Annotated in this window: 21 protein-coding genes; 8 read left to right on the top strand and 13 right to left on the bottom strand. The window is 65.9% G+C overall.

What is annotated here, in order from left to right; all coding sequences use genetic code 11:
* Nucleotides 1–1,074, bottom strand: a complete 1,074-nt coding sequence (locus ACWPM1_RS09345) for an HlyD family secretion protein (protein WP_455694563.1) — start codon at nt 1,072–1,074, stop codon at nt 1–3.
* Nucleotides 1,075–1,194: 120 nt separating this feature from the next.
* Here ACWPM1_RS09345 and ACWPM1_RS09340 point away from each other — a divergent pair, with 120 nt between their 5' ends.
* From ACWPM1_RS09340 to ACWPM1_RS09330, 3 genes are all read left to right on the top strand, one after another.
* A complete protein-coding gene (locus tag ACWPM1_RS09340) occupies nt 1,195–1,644 on the top strand; it encodes a GFA family protein (protein ID WP_455694562.1) in 450 nt (149 codons plus the stop codon).
* 14 nt (nt 1,645–1,658) lie between these two features.
* The gene (locus tag ACWPM1_RS09335) at nt 1,659–2,393 is read left to right on the top strand and encodes an alpha/beta fold hydrolase (protein ID WP_455695152.1); all 735 of its coding nucleotides are present in this window, start codon (nt 1,659–1,661) and stop codon (nt 2,391–2,393) included.
* Between the two features lie 71 nt (nt 2,394–2,464).
* A complete protein-coding gene (locus ACWPM1_RS09330; RefSeq protein WP_455694561.1) occupies nt 2,465–4,285 on the top strand; it encodes a M2 family metallopeptidase in 1,821 nt (606 codons plus the stop codon).
* Nucleotides 4,286–4,353: 68 nt separating this feature from the next.
* On the opposite strand, the gene ACWPM1_RS09325 is transcribed toward ACWPM1_RS09330, so the two are convergent.
* Together ACWPM1_RS09325 and ACWPM1_RS09320 are read right to left on the bottom strand one after the other, a co-directional pair.
* Nucleotides 4,354–5,376, bottom strand: coding sequence for an SDR family oxidoreductase (locus ACWPM1_RS09325; RefSeq protein WP_455694560.1), 1,023 nt, complete (start codon nt 5,374–5,376; stop codon nt 4,354–4,356).
* Nucleotides 5,377–5,437: 61 nt separating this feature from the next.
* Nucleotides 5,438–6,877: an AMP nucleosidase gene (locus tag ACWPM1_RS09320; RefSeq protein WP_455694559.1), complete on the bottom strand. Its 1,440-nt coding sequence runs from the start codon at nt 6,875–6,877 to the stop codon at nt 5,438–5,440.
* Nucleotides 6,878–6,957: 80 nt separating this feature from the next.
* Between ACWPM1_RS09320 and ACWPM1_RS09315 the strand changes: the two genes are divergently transcribed.
* The gene (locus ACWPM1_RS09315) at nt 6,958–7,578 is read left to right on the top strand and encodes a DedA family protein (protein ID WP_455694558.1); all 621 of its coding nucleotides are present in this window, start codon (nt 6,958–6,960) and stop codon (nt 7,576–7,578) included.
* Here the strand turns inward: ACWPM1_RS09315 and ACWPM1_RS09310 are convergent.
* Nucleotides 7,575–8,465 (bottom strand): tyrosine recombinase XerC, encoded by an 891-nt coding sequence (locus tag ACWPM1_RS09310; RefSeq protein ID WP_455694557.1) that lies wholly within the window; start codon nt 8,463–8,465, stop codon nt 7,575–7,577. The genes ACWPM1_RS09315 and ACWPM1_RS09310 overlap by 4 nt on opposite strands.
* The gene (gene hemW / locus ACWPM1_RS09305; protein ID WP_455694556.1) at nt 8,462–9,613 is read right to left on the bottom strand and encodes a radical SAM family heme chaperone HemW; all 1,152 of its coding nucleotides are present in this window, start codon (nt 9,611–9,613) and stop codon (nt 8,462–8,464) included. The genes ACWPM1_RS09310 and hemW overlap by 4 nt, the downstream gene beginning before the upstream one ends.
* A 57-nt stretch (nt 9,614–9,670) precedes the next feature.
* On the opposite strand from hemW, the gene ACWPM1_RS09300 reads away from it, so the two are divergent.
* Nucleotides 9,671–10,231, top strand: a complete 561-nt coding sequence (locus ACWPM1_RS09300) for a CAP domain-containing protein (RefSeq protein ID WP_455694555.1) — start codon at nt 9,671–9,673, stop codon at nt 10,229–10,231.
* On the opposite strand, the gene rdgB is transcribed toward ACWPM1_RS09300, so the two are convergent.
* Nucleotides 10,183–10,809, bottom strand: coding sequence for an RdgB/HAM1 family non-canonical purine NTP pyrophosphatase (gene rdgB / locus ACWPM1_RS09295; protein WP_455694554.1), 627 nt, complete (start codon nt 10,807–10,809; stop codon nt 10,183–10,185). The genes ACWPM1_RS09300 and rdgB overlap by 49 nt on opposite strands.
* A complete protein-coding gene (gene rph, locus ACWPM1_RS09290) occupies nt 10,806–11,522 on the bottom strand; it encodes a ribonuclease PH (RefSeq protein ID WP_455694553.1) in 717 nt (238 codons plus the stop codon). The genes rdgB and rph overlap by 4 nt, the downstream gene beginning before the upstream one ends.
* A gap of 80 nt (nt 11,523–11,602) precedes the next feature.
* Here rph and hrcA point away from each other — a divergent pair, with 80 nt between their 5' ends.
* Nucleotides 11,603–12,646, top strand: coding sequence for a heat-inducible transcriptional repressor HrcA (gene hrcA / locus ACWPM1_RS09285; protein WP_455694552.1), 1,044 nt, complete (start codon nt 11,603–11,605; stop codon nt 12,644–12,646).
* Nucleotides 12,647–12,659: 13 nt separating this feature from the next.
* Entirely contained in the window at nt 12,660–13,238 is a 579-nt protein-coding gene (locus tag ACWPM1_RS09280) for a nucleotide exchange factor GrpE (RefSeq protein WP_455694551.1), read from the top strand.
* A 12-nt stretch (nt 13,239–13,250) separates the two neighbouring features.
* Here the strand turns inward: ACWPM1_RS09280 and ACWPM1_RS09275 are convergent, their stop codons facing one another.
* From ACWPM1_RS09275 to ACWPM1_RS09250, 6 genes are all read right to left on the bottom strand, one after another.
* Complete coding sequence (locus ACWPM1_RS09275) at nt 13,251–13,514, bottom strand: DUF5985 family protein (protein ID WP_455694550.1); 264 nt, start codon at nt 13,512–13,514, stop codon at nt 13,251–13,253.
* 5 nt (nt 13,515–13,519) lie between these two features.
* Nucleotides 13,520–13,852, bottom strand: coding sequence for a DUF5985 family protein (locus ACWPM1_RS09270; RefSeq protein ID WP_455694549.1), 333 nt, complete (start codon nt 13,850–13,852; stop codon nt 13,520–13,522).
* Nucleotides 13,797–14,168, bottom strand: coding sequence for a hypothetical protein (locus ACWPM1_RS09265; RefSeq protein WP_455694548.1), 372 nt, complete (start codon nt 14,166–14,168; stop codon nt 13,797–13,799). Before ACWPM1_RS09265 ends, ACWPM1_RS09270 begins: the two co-directional genes overlap by 56 nt.
* A gap of 66 nt (nt 14,169–14,234) precedes the next feature.
* A complete protein-coding gene (locus ACWPM1_RS09260; RefSeq protein ID WP_455694547.1) occupies nt 14,235–15,398 on the bottom strand; it encodes an indoleamine 2,3-dioxygenase in 1,164 nt (387 codons plus the stop codon).
* 89 nt (nt 15,399–15,487) lie between these two features.
* On the bottom strand, nt 15,488–15,940 hold the full coding sequence (locus ACWPM1_RS09255; RefSeq protein WP_455694546.1) for a vgr related protein: 453 nt from the start codon (nt 15,938–15,940) through the stop codon (nt 15,488–15,490).
* 80 nt (nt 15,941–16,020) lie between these two features.
* The gene (locus ACWPM1_RS09250; RefSeq protein ID WP_455694545.1) at nt 16,021–16,485 is read right to left on the bottom strand and encodes a copper chaperone PCu(A)C; all 465 of its coding nucleotides are present in this window, start codon (nt 16,483–16,485) and stop codon (nt 16,021–16,023) included.
* 192 nt (nt 16,486–16,677) lie between these two features.
* Here ACWPM1_RS09250 and dnaK point away from each other — a divergent pair, with 192 nt between their 5' ends.
* Complete coding sequence (dnaK, locus tag ACWPM1_RS09245; RefSeq protein WP_455694544.1) at nt 16,678–18,603, top strand: molecular chaperone DnaK; 1,926 nt, start codon at nt 16,678–16,680, stop codon at nt 18,601–18,603.
* The last annotated feature ends 21 nt before the right edge of the window (nt 18,604–18,624 follow it).

The raw sequence follows: 18,624 nt of genomic DNA, 5'->3' as shown, positions 1-18,624 counted from the left end.
CTAGCGTTTTCGGCCGTCGGTAAAGACCGTCACTTCGGTCGACAGGCCGGTAATCATCTGCCTCGGCAGGCGCCTTTCGATGGCGATGCGCACCGGCACCCGCTGCGTTACCTTGACCCAGTTGCCGGTCGCGTTCTGGGCTGGAAGAACGGAAAACTCAGAGCCGGTGCCTGCGCCGATCGAGGCCACGCGTCCCTTGAGAAACAAATCGGGATAAGCGTCGAAGCTCACTTCGGCGGGCTGTCCGACCGCCATTTCCGTAAGGTCGGTCTCCTTGAAGTTCGCCTCGACGTACGTGCTGTTCGTGGCAACCAGCGTGAGCACCGGAAGGCCCTGCACGATCTGCTGGCCGTTCTGCAGCCGGTCGGCCTGCGCGACACGGCCCGCGATTGGCGCACGCACTTCGGTGCGCTTCAGGCTGAGTTCGGCCAGCGCGCGCTGCGCCCGCCCGGCGGCGACTTGTGGATTCTCACCCGGAACCTGACTGCCGCTAGCGAGGCGCGCGCGCGCTTCCGCTTGCCTGGCCTCCGCCGCGCGCAGCTTCTCACGGGCTTCGGACACGGCGTGCTGGGCCGCTTCGAGATCGGCCTTTGTCGTGAAGCCGCGTTTCCACAACGCCTGCTGACGATCGAGCGCCGCTTGGTTGAAGCCGATGTCCTCGCGCGCCGCCGCGATGTCGGCGCCGGAGAGGTCGGACGCGTTCTCGAGCGCCGTAACGTTCGCCTGCGCTATGGCGATCGCCGCGTCGGCTTGCTGAATCTGAAGTTGGTAGGGATCAGGATCGATGCGGAAAAGCAGTTGCCCCGCCTCGACCGTTTGCCCGTCCTTGACTGCAACCTCGACGATGCGCCCGCCTACCTCGGCGCTGAGCGAAACCTTGTCTTGCTGGACGTAAGCGTTGTCGGTCGAGACCTGGCCTTGCAGGCTAAGCCAATAGAGGCCGCCGCCGATCAGGAGCGCGAGAGGAAGCGCTGTCATGAGGGCGATGCGGCCGAGACGGCGGGGTTTCGCGGACACATCTTCGGGCGCGATGGCGGCCTGCTCGGCCGGCTGACGCGGATCCGCCTCAGCCATGGGCTGCGTTCCGTAGGGTCAATTCAGTCTCGTTAGAAAACCCATCACCCGGTAGATACGGAAGCGGTTCCCGAACGGCAATCGCTTTTCGGAGCGGCCCGCGTGCGCTAGACCGCTGTAATGACGACGATCAGCAAGAGCGGCGGCTGCCAGTGCCGCCGGGTGCGTTACACGGCGCAAGCCGATCCCGCGGACGCCTATCTGTGTCACTGCCGGATGTGTCAGCGCGCGACGGGCGGAGTGGCGGCGGCGTTTGTGGGCGTGAAAGCCGCCGATGTGGCGTGGGACGGCGAGCCGGACTGGTATTCGAGCTCGCCGATCGCCGAGCGGCCGTTCTGCTCAAGCTGCGGCACGCCGCTCGGCTTCCGCTTCAAGGAGGGCTCGAATAAGATGGACCTGACCATCGGCACCTTCGACGATCCGTCCGATTTCGTCCCCAAGCACCATTTCGGCGCCGAAAGCCTGCACGAAGCGTGGGTCGATACGAGCGGGCTCCCTCGCTACCGTACCGACGAATACGACGTTCTGGTGCAGAAGTGGAAGGACGCCGGCGCGCAGCCGCCCGAGTGAGCGCGAAGACCGTGATGGTGGCCGGGTTCGATGGCCAGCCCTTGGCGGTGCACCGGCTGGGACAAGGCAAGCCGGTGGTCCTGCTGCACGGGTTGTTTTCCGAAGCACGGACCAATTGGATCCGCTTCGGCCATGCGCAGAAGCTGGCGGACGCCGGTTTCGAGGCGATCATGCCCGATTTCCGCGCCCACGGCGCCAGCGCCAAACCGCACGACGAGTCCGCCTATCCGCGAGACGTGCTCGTGCGCGATACCTTTGCGCTAATCGAGGCGCTGGACCTTGGCGAGTTCGACCTCGTCGGCTTCTCGCTCGGAGCCCGCACCGCGGCGCGTGCGGTGATTGCCGGCCTCAAGCCGCGGCGGCTCGTACTCGCGGGCATGGGTCTCGAAGGGCTGGCGGGCTGGAATCGGCGCTCGGCATTCTTCCTCGACGCCATCGCCCGCTTCGACGACGTGAGGCACGGAGACCCGGCGTTCATGGCGGTCGCCTTCATCAAAACGCAGAAGGTCGATCTGGTTGCGGCGCGGTTGCTGCTGGAATCGGTGGGGGATACCGACCCAGCCGAACTCGCCACCATCGCGGCCCCTACCCTGGTACTGTGCGGCGCTCAGGACCGGGACAATGGAGATCCTGCCAAGCTCACCGCCGCATTGCCGAATGCGCGCCAAGTCGAGGTTCCCGGCACTCACATGAGTTCGGTGACCGAACCGGCTCTCGGCGCGGAGATCGTGCGCTTTCTGACGGCTTGATTCAGGCGGTGCACAGGTTAGGGCGGTATCAACCGCAACCAATTCGTCGCATGTTCCGGAGAGTCGCCCTCATGAAATCCGCTTCCGTCGCGCTCGTCGCGCTCGCCACCGCGCTTGTGTTCGCTTCAGAGCCGGTCCTGGCGCAAGACGCCCAGCCCACCGCCGCTGACGCCAAAGCATTCGTCGACAAGGCGGCGGATGCCTATCTCGACCAGATCAACCGGCAGGCGAAGACCGAATGGGTCTATTCGACCTACATCAACGACGACACCGCCGCCTTGAACGCGGAACAGGAAGCGATTCTCACCAAGATGCAGGTGAGCAATGCCGCTACGGCTGCCAGCCTGGCAACCGCGCCAGGCCTGGATTACGATACCAACCGCATCCTCAACCGGATGCGCACGCTCATTACCACGCCGGCCCCGACCCGCGCCGGTGCGGCTGAAGAGGTCGCCTCGCTCAAGGGCGAGATCCAGGGCATCTATGGCAAGGGCAAGGGCACGCTGAACGGCCAGCCGATCAACGGCAGCGACATCGAGGCCGCGATGGGCACCAACCGCAACCCCGCGGAACTCAAGGAGATGTGGACCAGCTGGCACGACAACGTCGGAAAGCCGATGAAGGACGAATACGTCCAGATGGTCTCGCTAATGAACGAGGGCGCGAAAGAGCTCGGCTATGCGGATACTGGCGCGCTGTGGCGGTCAAACTACGACATGGATCCCGATGCCTTCGCCGCGATGACCGAGCGGCTATGGAATGAGACCAAGCCGCTCTACGAAGCGCTCCACACCTACACGCGGAGCAAGCTCAACGAGAAGTATGGCGACTCGGTGCAGGCCAAGGCCGGCCCGATCCGCGCCGACCTGCTGGGCAACATGTGGGCCCAGGAATGGGGCAACATCTACGATATCGTAGCCCCGGCCGGCGCTGGCGACATCGGTTATGACGTCACCGAGCTGCTCACCGCCAAGGGCTATGACCCGATCAAGATGGTCAAGACGGGCGAAGGCTTCTTCAGCTCGCTGGGATTTGCACCCCTACCGGAGACATTCTGGACCCGCAGCCAGTTCGTGAAGCCCGCCGATCGTGAGGTGATTTGCCACGCCTCAGCCTGGAACGTCGACCAGGTGGAAGACCTCCGCATAAAAATGTGCACCAAGGTCAACGGCGACGACTTCATCACGGTCCACCATGAGCTCGGGCACAATTACTACCAGCGCGCCTACAACAAGCAGAACGTGTTCTACCTCGATGGCGCCAATGACGGCTTCCACGAGGCGATCGGCGATGCCGTGGCGCTGTCGATCACGCCGGAATACCTCGTCCAGGTCGGCCTGCTCGATCGCAGCATGGTCCCCAGCGCCGACAAGGATCTCGGCCTGTTGCTGCGCCAGGCGATGGACAAGGTGGCGTTCCTGCCGTTCGGGCTGCTGATCGATCGCTATCGCTGGGACCTGTTCAGCGGCAAGGTCCAGCCCGCCGACTACGGCAAGCATTGGCATGACATGAAGTTGAAGTATCAGGGCATCGTTCCGCCAGTCGAGCGCGGGGCGGACACGTTCGATGCCGGGGCCAAGTATCACATTCCGGCAAACGTGCCCTACACCCGCTACTTCCTCGCCCGCATCCTTCAGTTCCAGTTTTACAAGGCGGCATGTGATCAGGCCGGCTGGAAGGGGCCGCTGCATCGATGCTCGTTCTACGGCAACAAGGAAGTCGGGGCCAAGCTCAACGCGATGCTGGAGATGGGCGCTTCGAAGCCATGGCCAGATGCGCTCGAGGCGTTCACCGGCACCCGCGAGATTAGCGCCAAACCGATGCTCGAGTACTTCGCGCCGCTCAAGAAGTGGCTCGGCCAGCAGAACAAGGGCAAGCCCAAGGGCTGGTAAGCGGTGAGGCGCGCAGCGCCCAGGCGTTGCGCGCCGTCAGCCTCCCATTAACGGGGGATCGGCGTCCGTTAGCGCCGAACGGCCTTGCTGGCGATTATAGCCGCTGCGCCCACCGCGGCGGCGCTCAATCCGGCGAGAATGCTCGCAACGGGGTGCATTTGCGCTTCGAGGGCGTAACTGCGCTTGCGCACATAGCCGCCTTGGTTGGACCGCATGCGGCCGTCCTTGCGGGGTTCGAACAGATTATCGTCGGCGCCCGGCTCGGGCGGAACGACAGTCGTCTGGGCTTCGTCGCCCATCATCGCTTCCATCACCTTATCGAGGGTGGCCGGGAATAGGTTGCCCAGCTGGGTAATCATTACGCCTTGGCCGCCAACCAGCAGTTCACGCCGCGGCGTCTCACAAGCAAAGCAGATCGCGCGTGCGACGAGCGCCGGATCGTACCGGATCGGAGGGATCGAGGCGGGCCGGCTCATCTTGTTCCGCGCATGTTCCGGGTAAGGAGTGTCGATGCCGTTGGGCTTGATCAACGTGACCGAGATCGGCGCATCGGCGCGCGCGAGCTCCATCCGCAGCGCCTCGGTAAAACCCAGGACTGCGTGCTTCATCGCTGCATAGGTACCCTGCAACGGGATCGCGCGCTCGGAGAGTACCGAGCCGACGTTGATGATCGCTCCGCCCCCCCGCTCACGCAGCTTGCGGGCGGCGTAGAGCGAACCGGCGACCGTTCCGAAATAGCCGACGTCGAACACGCGCCGATTCTCTTCCTCGGTGACCTCCTCGACCGGCGCATAGAGGGCGACGGCTGCGTTGTTGATCCAGCTGTCGAAGCCGCCGAACTTCTGTGCGGCAACCTCGCCCACTGCCTCGGGCCAGCCGCTGTCGCCCACGTCGGCGACGCATACCGCCGCGCGGCCACCCTCGGCACTGATCACTTCCGCTGCCTCGTCGAGCGCTTCCACGTTGCGTGCGACCATGACCACCGAACTACCGCGCGCGGCGGCCAGGCGTGCGGTCGCAAGCCCGATTCCCGAGGAAGCGCCGGTGACGACGATCGTTTGCTGCGAAAGGGGCTTGAGGCGGCGCGACATGTCGTTCTCCGTTATTACACACGGAGGGGAAATGCCGGGGCCCGGCGCAGGTGCCCGGGAATTACCGGAAGGGCGGTTCGTTGAACGCCCGCAGCTTGCGGCTGTGCAGCCGCTCGCCCTCGTCGCGCAGCCGTCGACAGGCGGTGACCCCGATCTGCAGGTGGGCCGCGATCGCCTCCTCGTAGAACTGGTTCGCCTGGCCCGGCAGTTTGATCTCGCCGTGGAGTGGCTTGTCGGAGACACACAGCAGCGTGCCGTAGGGCACGCGGAAGCGGTACCCTTGCCCAGCGATGGTGGCGCTTTCCATGTCGACTCCGACCGCACGACTCAGCGACATACGGCGCGCGGACTGGGTGTACTGCAGCTCCCAATTACGATCGTCGGTGGTGACGACAGTGCCCGTGCGCATGCGCTGCTTCAAGTCCGCGCCGTGAGCGCCCGAGACTTCTTCGGCAGCACCGTAGAGCGCTTGCTGAACCTCGGCGATCGCAGGCAGTGGAATCTCGGGCGGAAGGACCGGGTCGAGCACGTGGTCGTCGCGCAGGTAGGCGTGGGCAAGCACGTAGTCGCCGATCTTCTGGGTCGGGCGCAGGCCGCCGCAGTGGCCGATCATCAGCCATGCTTCAGGCCGCAGCACGGCGAGGTGATCGGTGATGGTCTTGGCGTTGGAAGGGCCGACCCCGATGTTGACCAGCGTGATGCCGTTCCGGTTCTCGCCGATGAGGTGATAGGCCGGCATCTGGTGTCGACGCCACGCCGTATCCGAGAGCTGCTGGCGCGCATCGCTGCGCGGCTGCGTGAGCATGAGGCCCCCCGCGCCTGCGAGCGCGGTATAGCCGCCTTCGCCGAGTTGCTCGGCGGCCCAGTCGACGAACTCGTCGACGTAGCGGTGATAGTTGGTGAACAGGATATAGCGTTGGAAATGCTCAACCGCGGTTCCCGTATAGTGGGCGAGTCGGGCCAAGCTGAAGTCGGTGCGCAGCCCGTCGAACAGCGACAATGGGATGGTGTCGTCGGGGCCGCCGAGCTCGATCCCGTCGGCGAGCTCATCGCCGATCAGGGCAAGCTCGGTGGCGGGGAAGTGGCGCGCGAGAACTTGCGGCTCGGTGCCCGCCAGCTCGACCCCGGCGGCGCCGTCGAGCACGTAAGGAAAGGGTATCTCCTGCCGCGAGGCGCGAACCTCGAAACGCACCGGATAATCCTGTGCAATCAGTTCGAGCTGTTCCTTGAGATAGGGGCCGAATAGCTTCGGCTTCGTCACTGTGGTTACGTAGGTGCCGGCGAAGTTGAGCCGGCCGTAGGCTCTTCCCCGGCTGCTTGCCGGCGGTTCTCCGGCGTAGCGGACCACCAGTTCCGGATAGGCGTAGCTGCCGTCGAGCCGCTTCGCTGCCGGCGGCAGAGCCCCTTCCCGCGCGAAGGCCAGAATGTCGTGGCGCAGGTTTTTGACCGCGCGGTCATAAAGTTCGCCGACCTGGTGAAGAATTGTATCGACCGATTCCATCTACGGCGGATAGCGCGAGGCTCGCTACAAGGCAAAGAAGGTCGCGAACCCGTTTGCGGCGATCAACCGTTGTGAGGATCATGCACGACTTCATTATCGATGCGATCGCCTGGGGCGGCTACGTCGGCATCTTCCTCCTGATGGCGCTGGAGAACATCTTTCCGCCCGTGCCCAGCGAAGTGATCATGGGCGTCGGCGGGGTGCTGGTCTCACGCGGCCAGATGGACTTCTGGCCGCTGCTCATATCCGGCACGGTCGGAACCGTGGCCGGCAACTATGCCTGGTATTGGCTCGGCGACCATTGGGGTTACGAGCGGACGCGCCCGTTCATCAACCGCTGGTGCCGCTGGCTGACGATCGACTGGGAGCATGTCGAGAAGGCCAGCCGGTTCTTTCGCAGCCACGGCCAGTGGGTCGTCTTCTTTCTCCGCTTCAGCCCGTTCATGCGGACGATGATTTCGCTCCCCGCCGGCCTGGCGCACATGCCGCTGGGGCGGTTCCTGCTATTCACCACCGCAGGCTCGGCGATCTGGAACGCGCTGCTGATCCTTGGCGGCAGCGTGCTCGCGCAGTGGCTCAGCGAGTACGAGGCCGTCATGGGCTGGGTGATCCTGGGCCTGATCGCGCTGGCAGTGGCTGGGTACGCCTGGCGGGTGGCCACCTGGAAGCCGCGGCACTTGCGCAAGCCCGCGGGGGACTAGCGCTCGCGGGGATGGGCCCGGCGATAAGTGTCGAGGAGCGTCGCTGCATCGACCCTGGTGTAAATCTGCGTCGAGCCGAGGCTGGCGTGGCCGAGCAGCTCTTGCAGGCTTCGCAGATCGGCCCCCGCTCCGAGTAGGTGAGTGGCGAAGCTGTGCCGCAAGGCGTGCGGCGTGGCGGTGTCGGGCAGACTAAGCCCGATGCGCGCGCGGGCCATGGCCTTCTGAACCATACCCTGACCTAGCGGGCCACCCTTGGCACCCCGAAACAACTGTGTCTCCTTGCCGAGCGGCCAAGGGCACTGAGCCACGTACGCGGCCACCGCCGCCCGGACGAGGGGGATCAGGGGCACGACCCTCTGCTTGCCGCCCTTCCCGGTGACGAGCAGCGTTTCATTCAGCGGCAGGTCGGCGCCGGTGAGGGACAGTGCCTCGGCGATGCGCAGGCCGGCGCCGTACATCAGCAGCAATACCGCGCGGTCGCGGGCGCCGATCCAGTCCTCGGCCGCATTGACGGCGACGAGGTCGGCGAGGTTCACCGCTTCGTCGGGGGTGACGGGGCGGGGGAGGCCTTTCTTGAGCCGAGGCCCGCGCACTCGGGGAGCCACCGATTCCTCGCCGACTTGCGTCCGGGCATACGCAATGAAGCGCTTCAATGCGGACAATTCGCGTGCAGTTGAACTGTTAGACAGTCCTTCGGCGCGGCGGAGCGCCAATTGGCGCCGCAATGCCGGCGCATCGGTTGCCGCCACCGCCTGCCAGTCCTCGAGCTTCGCCGCGTCGATCAGCCGTCCCGCTGCCGCGACGTAGGCGCGCACGGTGTGCGGCGAACGGCGCCGCGCGTCGCGCAGATAGATGCCCCAGGCCTCGAGCAGCTCGGCCTTGCTCATGCTTCGACCAGGGCGTCGGGCACGAGCTCGCCAAGGAGGGCATCGAGCAGGGGCATCCCGGCATCGGTGACGACCAGCCGACTGCCGTCGGTCCGGACGAGGCCAAGCGAGCGGTGGAGGGCCAGCCGATCGCGGTCGATCAGCGCATCCCGGGCGATGGCGAAGCGCCGTGACAGCGCCTCCACGTCGACCCCCTCGGTCAGCCTTAGGCCCATCAGGAGCGCCTCCGACGCCTGCTCGCGGACGCCCAGCCCGCGCTGCTCGGCAATGCCGTGCCCCTGCTGGGCGACGGACGCGAGCCAGTTTTCGGGCTTCTTGTGCCGCACCGTGGCCACTGAACCCCGCCGGCCGTGCGCGCCCGGACCCACGCCCGCATGATCCTGGTAGCGCCAGTAAGCGAGGTTGTGCCGGCTCTCGCTGCCCAAGCGGGCATGATTCGACACTTCGTAGGCGGGTAACCCTGCCGCCGCCGTCATCTCCCGCGTCAGGGCGTAGAGGTCCGCCGCCGGATCATCCGCGAGCGGGGCAAAGGCACCCCGCCGCACGTCGGTAGCGAAGCGGGTGCCCGGCTCGATAGTGAGCTGGTAGAGCGAGAGGTGATCGGTGCCGAGATCGAGCGCGCGGCGCAGTTCGGCCTGCCACTCGGCCTCGGACTGCCCGGGGCGGGCGTAAATGAAGTCGGCGTTGACGCGCCCGAAAGCCGCCTGCGCGGTGTCTAGCGCCGCAAGCCCTTCCGCGGCATCGTGCAGCCGCCCCAGGAAGCGCAGCGCTTGGTCATCGAGCGATTGCACGCCGAGCGACACACGGTTCACCCCGGCCGATGCCAGCCCGGCGAATGCGGCGGCCTCGACCGACGAAGGATTGGCCTCGAGCGTGATCTCGATGTCCGGCGCGAAGCCCCACAGGCGCTCGGCCTCGGAGAGCAGGGCGCCGACCAGTGCCGGCGGCATCAGGCTCGGCGTGCCGCCGCCGAAGAACACCGATTCGAGCGGCTCTCCGCCTGCGTGGGCGGCCTCGTGGCGCATGTCGGCGATCATCGGCGCTTGCCAGGCCGCGAAATCGACGCTGTCGCGCACATGGCTGTTGAAGTCGCAATACGGGCACTTCTTCAGGCAGAACGGCCAGTGGATGTAGAGCGCGCGGGCCATGATCTCGCAGCTTTAGAATCGATTAAGAGGTGCTGGTATAGCCCAGGCGGCATGGGGATGCGTCGTCTCATCGCGCCCGTGGCGGGCGCACTTGCCATCGTGCTGGCCGCAATGCCCGCTCACGCCGATCCGCGCGGCGATTTCGCGCGCCGCCTGCTGGAGGCCCATAACGCCGAGCGCGACCGCGCCGGGCTTCCCGCTCTCGCATGGTCGAGCAAGCTTGCGCACGATGCGCAGGGCTGGGCGGGAGAACTCTCGCGCCAGGGTACGCTGCAGCACGCCGACGACTACCAGCGCCGCGGAATGGGCGAGAACCTGTGGATGGGCACGGCCGGGCATTACAGCGCGGAGGACATGGTCGGGGGCTTCATCGCCGAACGGGCGAAGTTCCGCCCGGGCACATTCCCCCAGGTCAGCCGCACGGGAAACTGGGCCGACGTCGGCCACTACACCCAGATCATCTGGCCCGCGACGACCGAGGTCGGCTGCGCGGTCGCCAAGGGCGGGGCGCACGATTTCCTCGTCTGCCGTTACAACCCGGCCGGCAATGTGGTGGGGGATGACGTCGGCTATCCGAACTGGTCGGCCACCAACCTGGCGAAAGCGTCGGCCCGGTGACTGATGCGATGCTTTCCCTCCGGGTCCAGTTCGGCGAAAGTGACATCGCGCCCTGAGGGGACGAAGACCGGATCGTAGCCGAATCCCATCGTGCCGCGCGGTGGCCAGGTCAGCGTGCCGTCGGCGCGGCCTTCGTAAACCGCGGTCTCGCCGTCGGGCCAGGCCAGCGCCAGCACACAGCTGAACCACGCATCGCGCGGCGTGTCGGGCCCCTTGGCCGCGAGCATGCCTTCGACCTTGCCCATCGCCATGTACCAGTCACGGCCGGGATCGCCCTCGAACCATTGCCGCTCGGCCCAGTCGGCGGTGTAGACCCCCGGACGCCCGTCCAGCGCCGCGACCGACAGCCCGCTGTCGTCCGCCAGCGCGGCAAGGCCCGCAGCTTCGGCTGCCGCCCGCGCCTTGATGAGCGCATTCTGGACGAACGTGGTGCCGGTTTCCTTGGGCTCGGGCAGTCCCAGCGAGCCGGCGCTGATGCATTTGACGCCATAGGGCTCAAGCAGCACGCCGATCTCCTTCAGCTTGCCCGCATTGTGCGTCGCGATCACCAGCGTGCCGGAGCCGATGCGCCGGGTCATTTGCGGGTCGCCGCCTCCTGCGCGCTGAATACTTGCGCGCAGCCGATCTGGGCGAGGCGGAGAAGCCGTAGCAGGCCTTCCTCGTCGTACGTCGCGCCTTCGGCCGTGGCCTGGACCTCGGCAATCCTGCCGCCTTCGATCAGCACGAAGTTGGCGTCGGCGTCAGCGCTCGAATCCTCGACGTAGTCGAGGTCGAGCACGGGCGTGCCCTGGCAGATGCCGCAACTGATCGCCGCCACCTTGGCCTCGATCGGATCGACGGCGATCGCGCCCGATTTCATCAGGCCGTCGACCGCGAGGCGCAGCGCGACCCATGCGCCGCTGATCGCCGCGGTCCGCGTGCCGCCGTCCGCCTGGAGAACGTCGCAATCGAGCACAATCTGGCGTTCGCCGAGCTTTTTCAGATCTACCACCGAGCGCAAGGAGCGCCCGATAAGTCTCTGAATTTCCTGCGTTCGCCCGCTTTGCTTGCCCTTGGCCGCCTCGCGCTGGCCGCGGGTGTGGGTGGCCCGGGGCAGCATCGAGTATTCGGCCGTCACCCAGCCTTCGCCCTTGCCCCGCAGCCATGGCGGGATGCGTTCCTCGACGCTGGCGGTCACCAGCACCCGGGTGTCTCCGAAGCTCACCAGGCAGGAGCCTTCGGCATGCTTGGTGAAAGCAGTTTCGATCGCAATAGCGCGCATCTCGTCGGGCGCGCGGCCGGAAGCTCGCATGGTCTATCCTTCAATGAGTCTGCTTCGCGCCTACGCGCTTGCCCCTTGAGGCTGCAAGGGCATGCTCTAGATTGCGGTCGATGCTTACGCCCCCGGTCACCGAACTGAGCACGCGCGCGCGCGACATCTTCCGGCTGGTGGTGGAGGGCTACCTGGCGAGCGGGCAACCCGTCGGGTCGAAAACGCTGGCGGGCGAAACCATGCTCAACCTGTCGCCGGCCTCGATCCGCTCGGTGCTCGCCGACCTCGAGAGCCTCGGCCTGTTGGCGGCGCCGCACACCAGCGCCGGGCGCATGCCCACCGAGAGCGGGCTTCGCTTGTTCGTCGACGGGATGATGCAGGTGGCCGAACCCAGCGCCGAGGAACGGCAGGCGATCGAGAAGCGCCTCTCCGCACCGGGACCGATCGAGGCGGCGCTCGAGGCGACCAGCGCGCTGCTGTCCGATATATCCGGCGCCGCCGGCATGGTCATGGTGCCACGTCGCGAACCGCGCCTCGCGCAGCTGACGCTGGTGCCGCTCAACGCGACCCGCGCACTCGCGGTGCTGGTGGGGGAGGACGGGGCGATCGAAAACCGCGTCATCGAACTCGAAGGCCCGTTGCCGGCCTCGGCGCTCGAAGAGGCGTCCAACTACGTCACCGCGCGGTTGGCCGGGCGTACGCTCGCCGAGGCGGCGGCTGCGATGCGGGCGGAACTGTCTGCGGGCAAGAGCCAGCTCGATGCCGCCAGCCGCGATCTCGTCGAGCGCGGGCTGGCGGTGTGGAGCGAGGACGCCGCGCGCCGCCCAGTGCTGATCGTCCGCGGCGCTGCCAACCTGCTCGATGAGAGCGCGCTCGGCGACATCGAGCGCGTGCGCCAGTTGCTCGACGATCTCGAAAGCAAGCAGGCGGTGACCGAGCTGCTCGATTCGGCGCGGGCTGCGGAATCGACGCGGATATTCATCGGCAGCGAGAACCGGCTGTTCGCGCTTTCGGGGTCGTCGGTGATCGCCTCGCCCTATCGCGATCGCGAGGGGCGGGTGGTCGGCGTGGTGGGGGTGATCGGCCCGACTCGGTTGAATTACGCGCGCGTGGTCCCCATGGTGGATTTCACCGCCCGATCGCTGGGCAAACTCATCGGATAGCGACGACAAAACAATGATCGAAGACGAGAAGCAGGCGGCCGACGAGGCGGTGGCGAAGGAACTCGACGGTGTCCCCGCGGATATGATCGACGGCGAGCCAAAGGCGGGCGAGGATCACCTGTCCGAAGCGCTTTCGGCCCTCAAGAACGACCTCGACAAGGCGATGCAGGACGTTCTCTACGCCCGCGCGGAGACTCAAAACGTCCGCCGCCGGATGGAGAAGGACGTCGCCGACGCCCGCGCCTACGCCGCGACCGGCTTCGCCCGCGATATTTTGTCGGTCTACGACAACCTCGTGCGAGCGATCGAGGTGATCCCCGCCGATTTGCACGACGATCCGCGCATGAAGGCGATGGTCACCGGCATCGAGGCGACCCAGCGCGAGGTCGAGAAAGTCTTCGCGCAGCACGGGATCACCCGCATCGCCGCGCACGGCCTGCCGCTCGACCCCAACCAGCACCAGGCGATGCTCGAAATCCCCAGTGAGGAGCACGAGCCGGGTACCGTGGTGCAGGAGATGCAAAGCGGTTGGATGATCAAGGATCGCCTGCTGCGCCCGGCGATGGTGGGTGTCGCCAAGAAGCCCGGCTGAGTTGTTCCCGCGCTAGCTGCGCGCGCCGGCGTTCTTGCGCCAGATGGCGACGATGATCGCCAGGAACGCGGCGAGGCGGAGCAGGTAGAGCCAGCTGCGTTCCTCCACCGGCCATTCGGTAAAGGTCAACAGCAGCTGCGACAGGCCCAGCAGCGAGAACGCGAGCGCGAAAGCGCCGAACAGGCCGTCGCGCGTGCGCCGCCAAAGTTTGAGGAAAAACAGCGTCGCGACGGCAAAGCCCATCACGATCGCACCGGAGAGGAAGGCGATCAGCATCGTCGCTAGTCCTCCAGGTTCCACACGAAGCCGAACAGGAGAACGGCCACCGCGGCGAGCATGATCTCCAGGCGCTCCAGGCGGAAGGTCTTGTCGGTCAACACCACAAGGTCGATCACCACGAGCAGGTTGTTGGCCGCGAGCAGCACGAAGCACACCGCGCTCCACAGGAGAAGCCGCGCCTTCGAGCGCATGTATCCGCGCCCCAGCAGCCACGCGCAAATCGCGCTGGTGACCAAGCAAAGGACATAGACCGCCGTGGGGAGGGTGAGGGACAGGGCGCTAGTCCTTCCGCAACCGGAACGCGTCGGCGAATGCCGAGGCACTGCCCGCCACATTCGAGATGATCGCCCGTCGTACCGAATCAGGCTTCAAGGCATATTCGTCCCGTATCTTGGATACCAGCCGGCGCATGCGCGGATCGGCGGGGGCGTAGCGTACCCGGCCCCCTTCCTCGACGACGATAAGCGCGGCGCCAACGAGAGAGCCGAGGCTTTGCTCGACGATGCCCTGGCTGGCGCGCAGCGCTTCGATCAATTCGGCAGGCGTGAAGCCGCGCTCCGGCTCTTTCTCGAGATACAACAGCAGCTCGAGCGACCAGACCGACCTGAAGTGTTCCCGCAGGAACGTCTCGGCATCGGGCACAGGCGACACAGGGGCGTCTCTAGCGCGCGAAAATCAGGGGGCAACCCTTCGGGCGAAGAAATGTCCCTTTGTGCACTAGACCAGTTGCGCCGCGTTCTCGTCGCGGTGCTTCTTCAGGTACTTCATGAACGGTGTGCCCCCGGTGCCGACGTCGGGGTCGTTGCCGGCGATGCTGCCGGCCTGCTTGTTGATGTAGCTCGCGGCGTACTCGAGGTGGCGGGTGCGGAAGCGGGCCGACTGGCTGAGGCAGGCGTTGAACGCATCCTTCAGGCTCTGCGAGCCCGAGCCGGCGACGAACGTGCGAAGCGTAGATTGCGCCGCCAGGTCTTCGATGAAGCGGCGATGCGGGACGGGGCGATAGTGATGCAGCTCGTCGAGGAACTGGCGCAGCGGATCGTCCGAATGACCGACCTGGAACAGCGCGTCCATCGCCGGAACGATGCTGGACTGGCTGCCGGTCTGCCCGCGATAGGGCATCGGTTTGCGCTCGAAGCGGTCGACGCCGTCGTAGATCAGCCCGCCGCCGGCCAGCGCCGGATTGTTCGCCCAGCCGTGGATATAGGGCCGCACGCGGTGGAAGTAGATGTAGGGGTCGCACCGATCGCCCATCCGGGCGAAGTGGCCGTAAATCCGCTCCCACGCCTGGTCCATTTCGACCAGCAGGCGCTCGGCCTCGCCGGCGTCGCCTTCCTTCGCGATCGTCACCAGCCGCGCGGCGTTGTCGAGCAGCACGCCTGCCTCGGCCTCGATCGCGACGTGGATCATCACGAACCAGTTCTCGTCGTCGCCGCCGAGAAAGTTCTGGAACATGTAGATGTTGTCGAGCGTGATGGGGCCGGACTTGTCGAGCCGCGCCCAGTTGTCGAGCACGTAGGCGGAATAGGGCAGCAGCGGGGCCTGTCCGAGCCGGTCGGCGACCGCGACCATCGGGCGCGCGAGATTGGCGGGCAGATGCTCAGGCGGCAAGGGCTCGCCCCACACGTAGGCCTGGACCAGGAACGAGTAGTGCACCATCGCGGTGCGGACTTCTTCCTCGGCCGCCTCGCGCGCCCAGTCTTCGAGGCCGGGGTCCGCAAGCTGGTCGAGCCAGTGGCGCACCCGCCCGGTAGACAGGAGCCCGGAGAGGTTACCGGCCGCTTCCTTCACCGCTTCGAACTGCGACGGGAGGGCGATCTGATCGATTTCGTAATGCGAGAGGAAGCCGCGTTCCCGCGACATGCCGTAGTCTGAAAGCTCCATGATTGTTCGCCAAGCCGGGCGCGGGTTGGGCCGCCCGGATCGATGGCCAACAAGTATCAAGTGAAACCGGGCCGCTCAACCCCGCGGCGTCAGGTCGTCCCCGGAAAGCGGACGAGCAGGTCGTAGGCGGCCGGATCCGCCACTCCCGCCACCGCGACTCCGTTCCTCAGCCAGAACGCATGCTTCACGATCTGCGCTTGTTGTTCGATACCGTAGCGCGCGAGGCTCCAGCCGGGTTTGAGGCTATAATCGTAGCGGCAGAACGGGTGGCGGTGGAGCATCAGGTACCACTCGCCTCGCGACTGGGTTTGCCACACGTGCGTCATTTCGTGGATGAAGAGCCCCTGCGTGATCCTGCCGGCATGGGCGAAGTCGTCGCAGTAGGCCTCGGCTCTCGGATGGAAGTGCAGGTGACCGCGCGGGGCCATGGTTATCCGGCGGGGCTGGAACGGGAAGAACTTGCGCCGCCGGATGGTAACCCTGGCGTAGTCGATCGCACTGCCGAACACGCCACGGGCGAGGGTGATCTCGCCTTCGGTCAAACGCCGCTCGCCGCCCGAAGGGCAGGCGGGCGCGAGCGGCGCGTCGTGACTCTCTAATCCCAGATTGTCGGCGTTCTCGCTCAGCGTTCATCCCCGGCGGCGCGGATCTCGACGGTGAACGTTTGCTTGCCTCCGCCCGAGACGATCACCGAAGCCTCGGTCTTCCCCCCGGGCTTCAAGGAAGGATCGGGCTCCATCACCATCAGGTGCTTGCCGCCCGGCTTGAACTCGACCCTGTCGCCCTTCTTCAGAGGTAGCGGCAGCATGTCCATCATCTGGACCTTGAAGTCGTATTCGCCGTAGTCGTGGAACATGGCGCTCTTGGCGCCTTTGACCTCGGCGCGATTAAGCGCGAGATTGCGATCCCCATCGTAAGCAAGGTCGAAGTAGATCGCCGCGGGATTGCCGGAGACCGGCGCCAGCACCATCCGCCCGTTGGAAATCTTCATGCCCGGAATCCCGGCATCGGCAGGCGCTTCCGCGGGCGTTTCACCGCAAGCCGACAGCATCGCGCCCGCACTCGCCAACGCGAGTCCCATAATCATCCGTCGCAGCATAGTTTTCCCCCTTCGAAACAGGGGGCAAGCGGTAGCTTGCCCGCTCTCTTGTGCCAAGGAAAAGCGCACCTATATCGCCCCCGCAATCCGAGCCGCCGAGGGGGCCTTGCCGCGAATGCGGGAGGCGAAGAGGCGGTGTCCAACAATCCCCCGAACGGGGCTGAATCGAATAGGGAAACCATGGCCAAAGTTATCGGTATCGACCTCGGCACCACCAACTCCTGCGTTGCCGTGATGGACGGCGGCAAGCCTAAGGTCATCGAAAATTCCGAAGGCGCGCGCACGACGCCTTCCATCGTCGCCTTCACCAAGGATGGCGAGCGCCTGATCGGCCAGCCGGCCAAGCGCCAGGCGGTGACGAACGGTGACAACACGATCTTCGCGGTCAAGCGCCTGATCGGTCGCCGCTTCGACGATCCGGTGACCAAGAAGGACACCGAGCTGGTTCCCTATCACATCGTCAAGGGCAAGAATGGCGACGCCTGGGTCCAGGCCGGCGGTAAGGACTATTCGCCGAGCGAGATCAGCGCGTTCACTCTTCAGAAGATGAAGGAAACCGCCGAGGCATATCTCGGCGAGAAGGTCACCCAGGCGGTGATCACCGTTCCGGCCTACTTCAACGACGCCCAGCGCCAGGCAACCAAGGATGCCGGCCAGATCGCCGGTCTCGAAGTGCTGCGCATCATCAACGAACCCACGGCCGCGGCGCTCGCCTACGGACTCGAGAAGAACGACGGCAAGACCATCGCGGTGTACGACCTCGGCGGCGGCACGTTCGACGTGTCGATCCTCGAGATCGGTGACGGCGTGTTCGAAGTGAAGAGCACCAACGGCGACACCTTCTTGGGCGGTGAAGACTTCGACACCGCCATCGTCGAGTGGCTGGCCGATCAGTTCAAGAAGAAGGAGAACATGGATCTCCGGACGGACAAGCTCGCCCTCCAGCGGCTCAAGGAAGCGGCCGAGAAGGCCAAGATCGAGCTGTCGAGTGCGCAGACGACCGAGATCAACCTGCCCTTCATTACCGCCCGCATGGAAGGCGGCAGCACCACCCCGCTGCACCTCGTCGAAACGATCACCCGCGCCGACCTCGAAAAGATGGTCGGTAGTCTGATCGAACGGACCAAGGAGCCGATGAAGAAGGCGCTCGCCGATGCCGGCCTCAAGGCCGCGGACATCGACGATGTCGTGCTCGTCGGCGGCATGACCCGCATGCCGCGGGTGCGCGAGTTCGTGAAGGAGTTCTTCGGCAAGGAGCCGCACACTGGCGTGAATCCGGACGAAGTCGTCGCCATGGGCGCGGCGATCCAGGCGGGCGTGCTGCAGGGTGACGTCAAGGACGTGCTGCTGCTCGACGTGACGCCGCTCTCGCTTGGCATCGAGACGCTCGGCGGCATCATGACCCGCATGATCGACCGCAATACCACGATCCCGACCAAGAAGGCGCAGACCTACTCGACCGCCGAGGACAACCAGCAGGCGGTGACCATCCGGGTGTTTCAGGGCGAGCGCGAGATGGCGCAGGACAACAAGCTGCTCGGCCAGTTCGACCTCGTCGGCATCCCTCCGGCGCCGCGCGGCGTGCCGCAGATCGAAGTCACCTTCGACATCGACGCGAACGGCATCGTCAACGTCAGCGCGAAGGACAAGGGCACCGGCAAGGAGCAGCAGATCCGCATCCAGGCCTCGGGCGGTCTGTCGGACGCCGACATCGACCAGATGGTCAAGGACGCCGAGAAGTTCGCCGAAGAGGACAAGAAGCGGCGGGCGGGCGCGGAAGCGCGCAACCAGGCCGACAGCCTCGTCCATGCGACCGAGAAGCAACTCCAGGAGCACGGCGACAAGATTGACGCCGGACTGAAGGGTGAAGTCGAGGCGGCGATTGCCGAAGCCAAGACCGCGCTCGAAGGCGACGACGTCGACGCGATCAACACGAAGGCGCAGGCGCTCACCGAAGTCGCCATGAAGATGGGCCAGGCTATTTACAGCCAGGAGCAGGCTTCCGCCTCACCGGCCGAAGACGCCGCCGCCGACAGCGATGGCGCTGCCGAGGAAGAGGTTGTCGACGCCGAGTTCTCGGAAGTCGACGAAGACGCCAAGAACTGATCGAAGTGATGGAAACCCAGT

This window comes from Tsuneonella sp. HG249 (genome assembly GCF_053819205.1).
The sequence above is the reverse complement of the archived record's forward strand: the minus strand, read 5'-3'. Positions and strand labels throughout refer to the sequence as shown.

Coding starts and splice junctions, on each gene's coding strand:
- ACWPM1_RS09345 (WP_455694563.1), bottom strand. CDS start 1,074: ATGGCTGAGGCGGATCCGCGTCAGCCGGCCGAGCAGGCCGCCATCGCG.
- ACWPM1_RS09340 (WP_455694562.1), top strand. CDS start 1,195: ATGACGACGATCAGCAAGAGCGGCGGCTGCCAGTGCCGCCGGGTGCGT.
- ACWPM1_RS09335 (WP_455695152.1), top strand. CDS start 1,659: ATGGTGGCCGGGTTCGATGGCCAGCCCTTGGCGGTGCACCGGCTGGGA.
- ACWPM1_RS09330 (WP_455694561.1), top strand. CDS start 2,465: ATGAAATCCGCTTCCGTCGCGCTCGTCGCGCTCGCCACCGCGCTTGTG.
- ACWPM1_RS09325 (WP_455694560.1), bottom strand. CDS start 5,376: ATGTCGCGCCGCCTCAAGCCCCTTTCGCAGCAAACGATCGTCGTCACC.
- ACWPM1_RS09320 (WP_455694559.1), bottom strand. CDS start 6,877: ATGGAATCGGTCGATACAATTCTTCACCAGGTCGGCGAACTTTATGAC.
- ACWPM1_RS09315 (WP_455694558.1), top strand. CDS start 6,958: ATGCACGACTTCATTATCGATGCGATCGCCTGGGGCGGCTACGTCGGC.
- ACWPM1_RS09310 (WP_455694557.1), bottom strand. CDS start 8,465: ATGAGCAAGGCCGAGCTGCTCGAGGCCTGGGGCATCTATCTGCGCGAC.
- hemW (WP_455694556.1), bottom strand. CDS start 9,613: ATGGCCCGCGCGCTCTACATCCACTGGCCGTTCTGCCTGAAGAAGTGC.
- ACWPM1_RS09300 (WP_455694555.1), top strand. CDS start 9,671: ATGCGTCGTCTCATCGCGCCCGTGGCGGGCGCACTTGCCATCGTGCTG.
- rdgB (WP_455694554.1), bottom strand. CDS start 10,809: ATGACCCGGCGCATCGGCTCCGGCACGCTGGTGATCGCGACGCACAAT.
- rph (WP_455694553.1), bottom strand. CDS start 11,522: ATGCGAGCTTCCGGCCGCGCGCCCGACGAGATGCGCGCTATTGCGATC.
- hrcA (WP_455694552.1), top strand. CDS start 11,603: ATGCTTACGCCCCCGGTCACCGAACTGAGCACGCGCGCGCGCGACATC.
- ACWPM1_RS09280 (WP_455694551.1), top strand. CDS start 12,660: ATGATCGAAGACGAGAAGCAGGCGGCCGACGAGGCGGTGGCGAAGGAA.
- ACWPM1_RS09275 (WP_455694550.1), bottom strand. CDS start 13,514: ATGCTGATCGCCTTCCTCTCCGGTGCGATCGTGATGGGCTTTGCCGTC.
- ACWPM1_RS09270 (WP_455694549.1), bottom strand. CDS start 13,852: ATGTGGCGGGCAGTGCCTCGGCATTCGCCGACGCGTTCCGGTTGCGGA.
- ACWPM1_RS09260 (WP_455694547.1), bottom strand. CDS start 15,398: ATGGAGCTTTCAGACTACGGCATGTCGCGGGAACGCGGCTTCCTCTCG.
- ACWPM1_RS09250 (WP_455694545.1), bottom strand. CDS start 16,485: ATGATTATGGGACTCGCGTTGGCGAGTGCGGGCGCGATGCTGTCGGCT.
- dnaK (WP_455694544.1), top strand. CDS start 16,678: ATGGCCAAAGTTATCGGTATCGACCTCGGCACCACCAACTCCTGCGTT.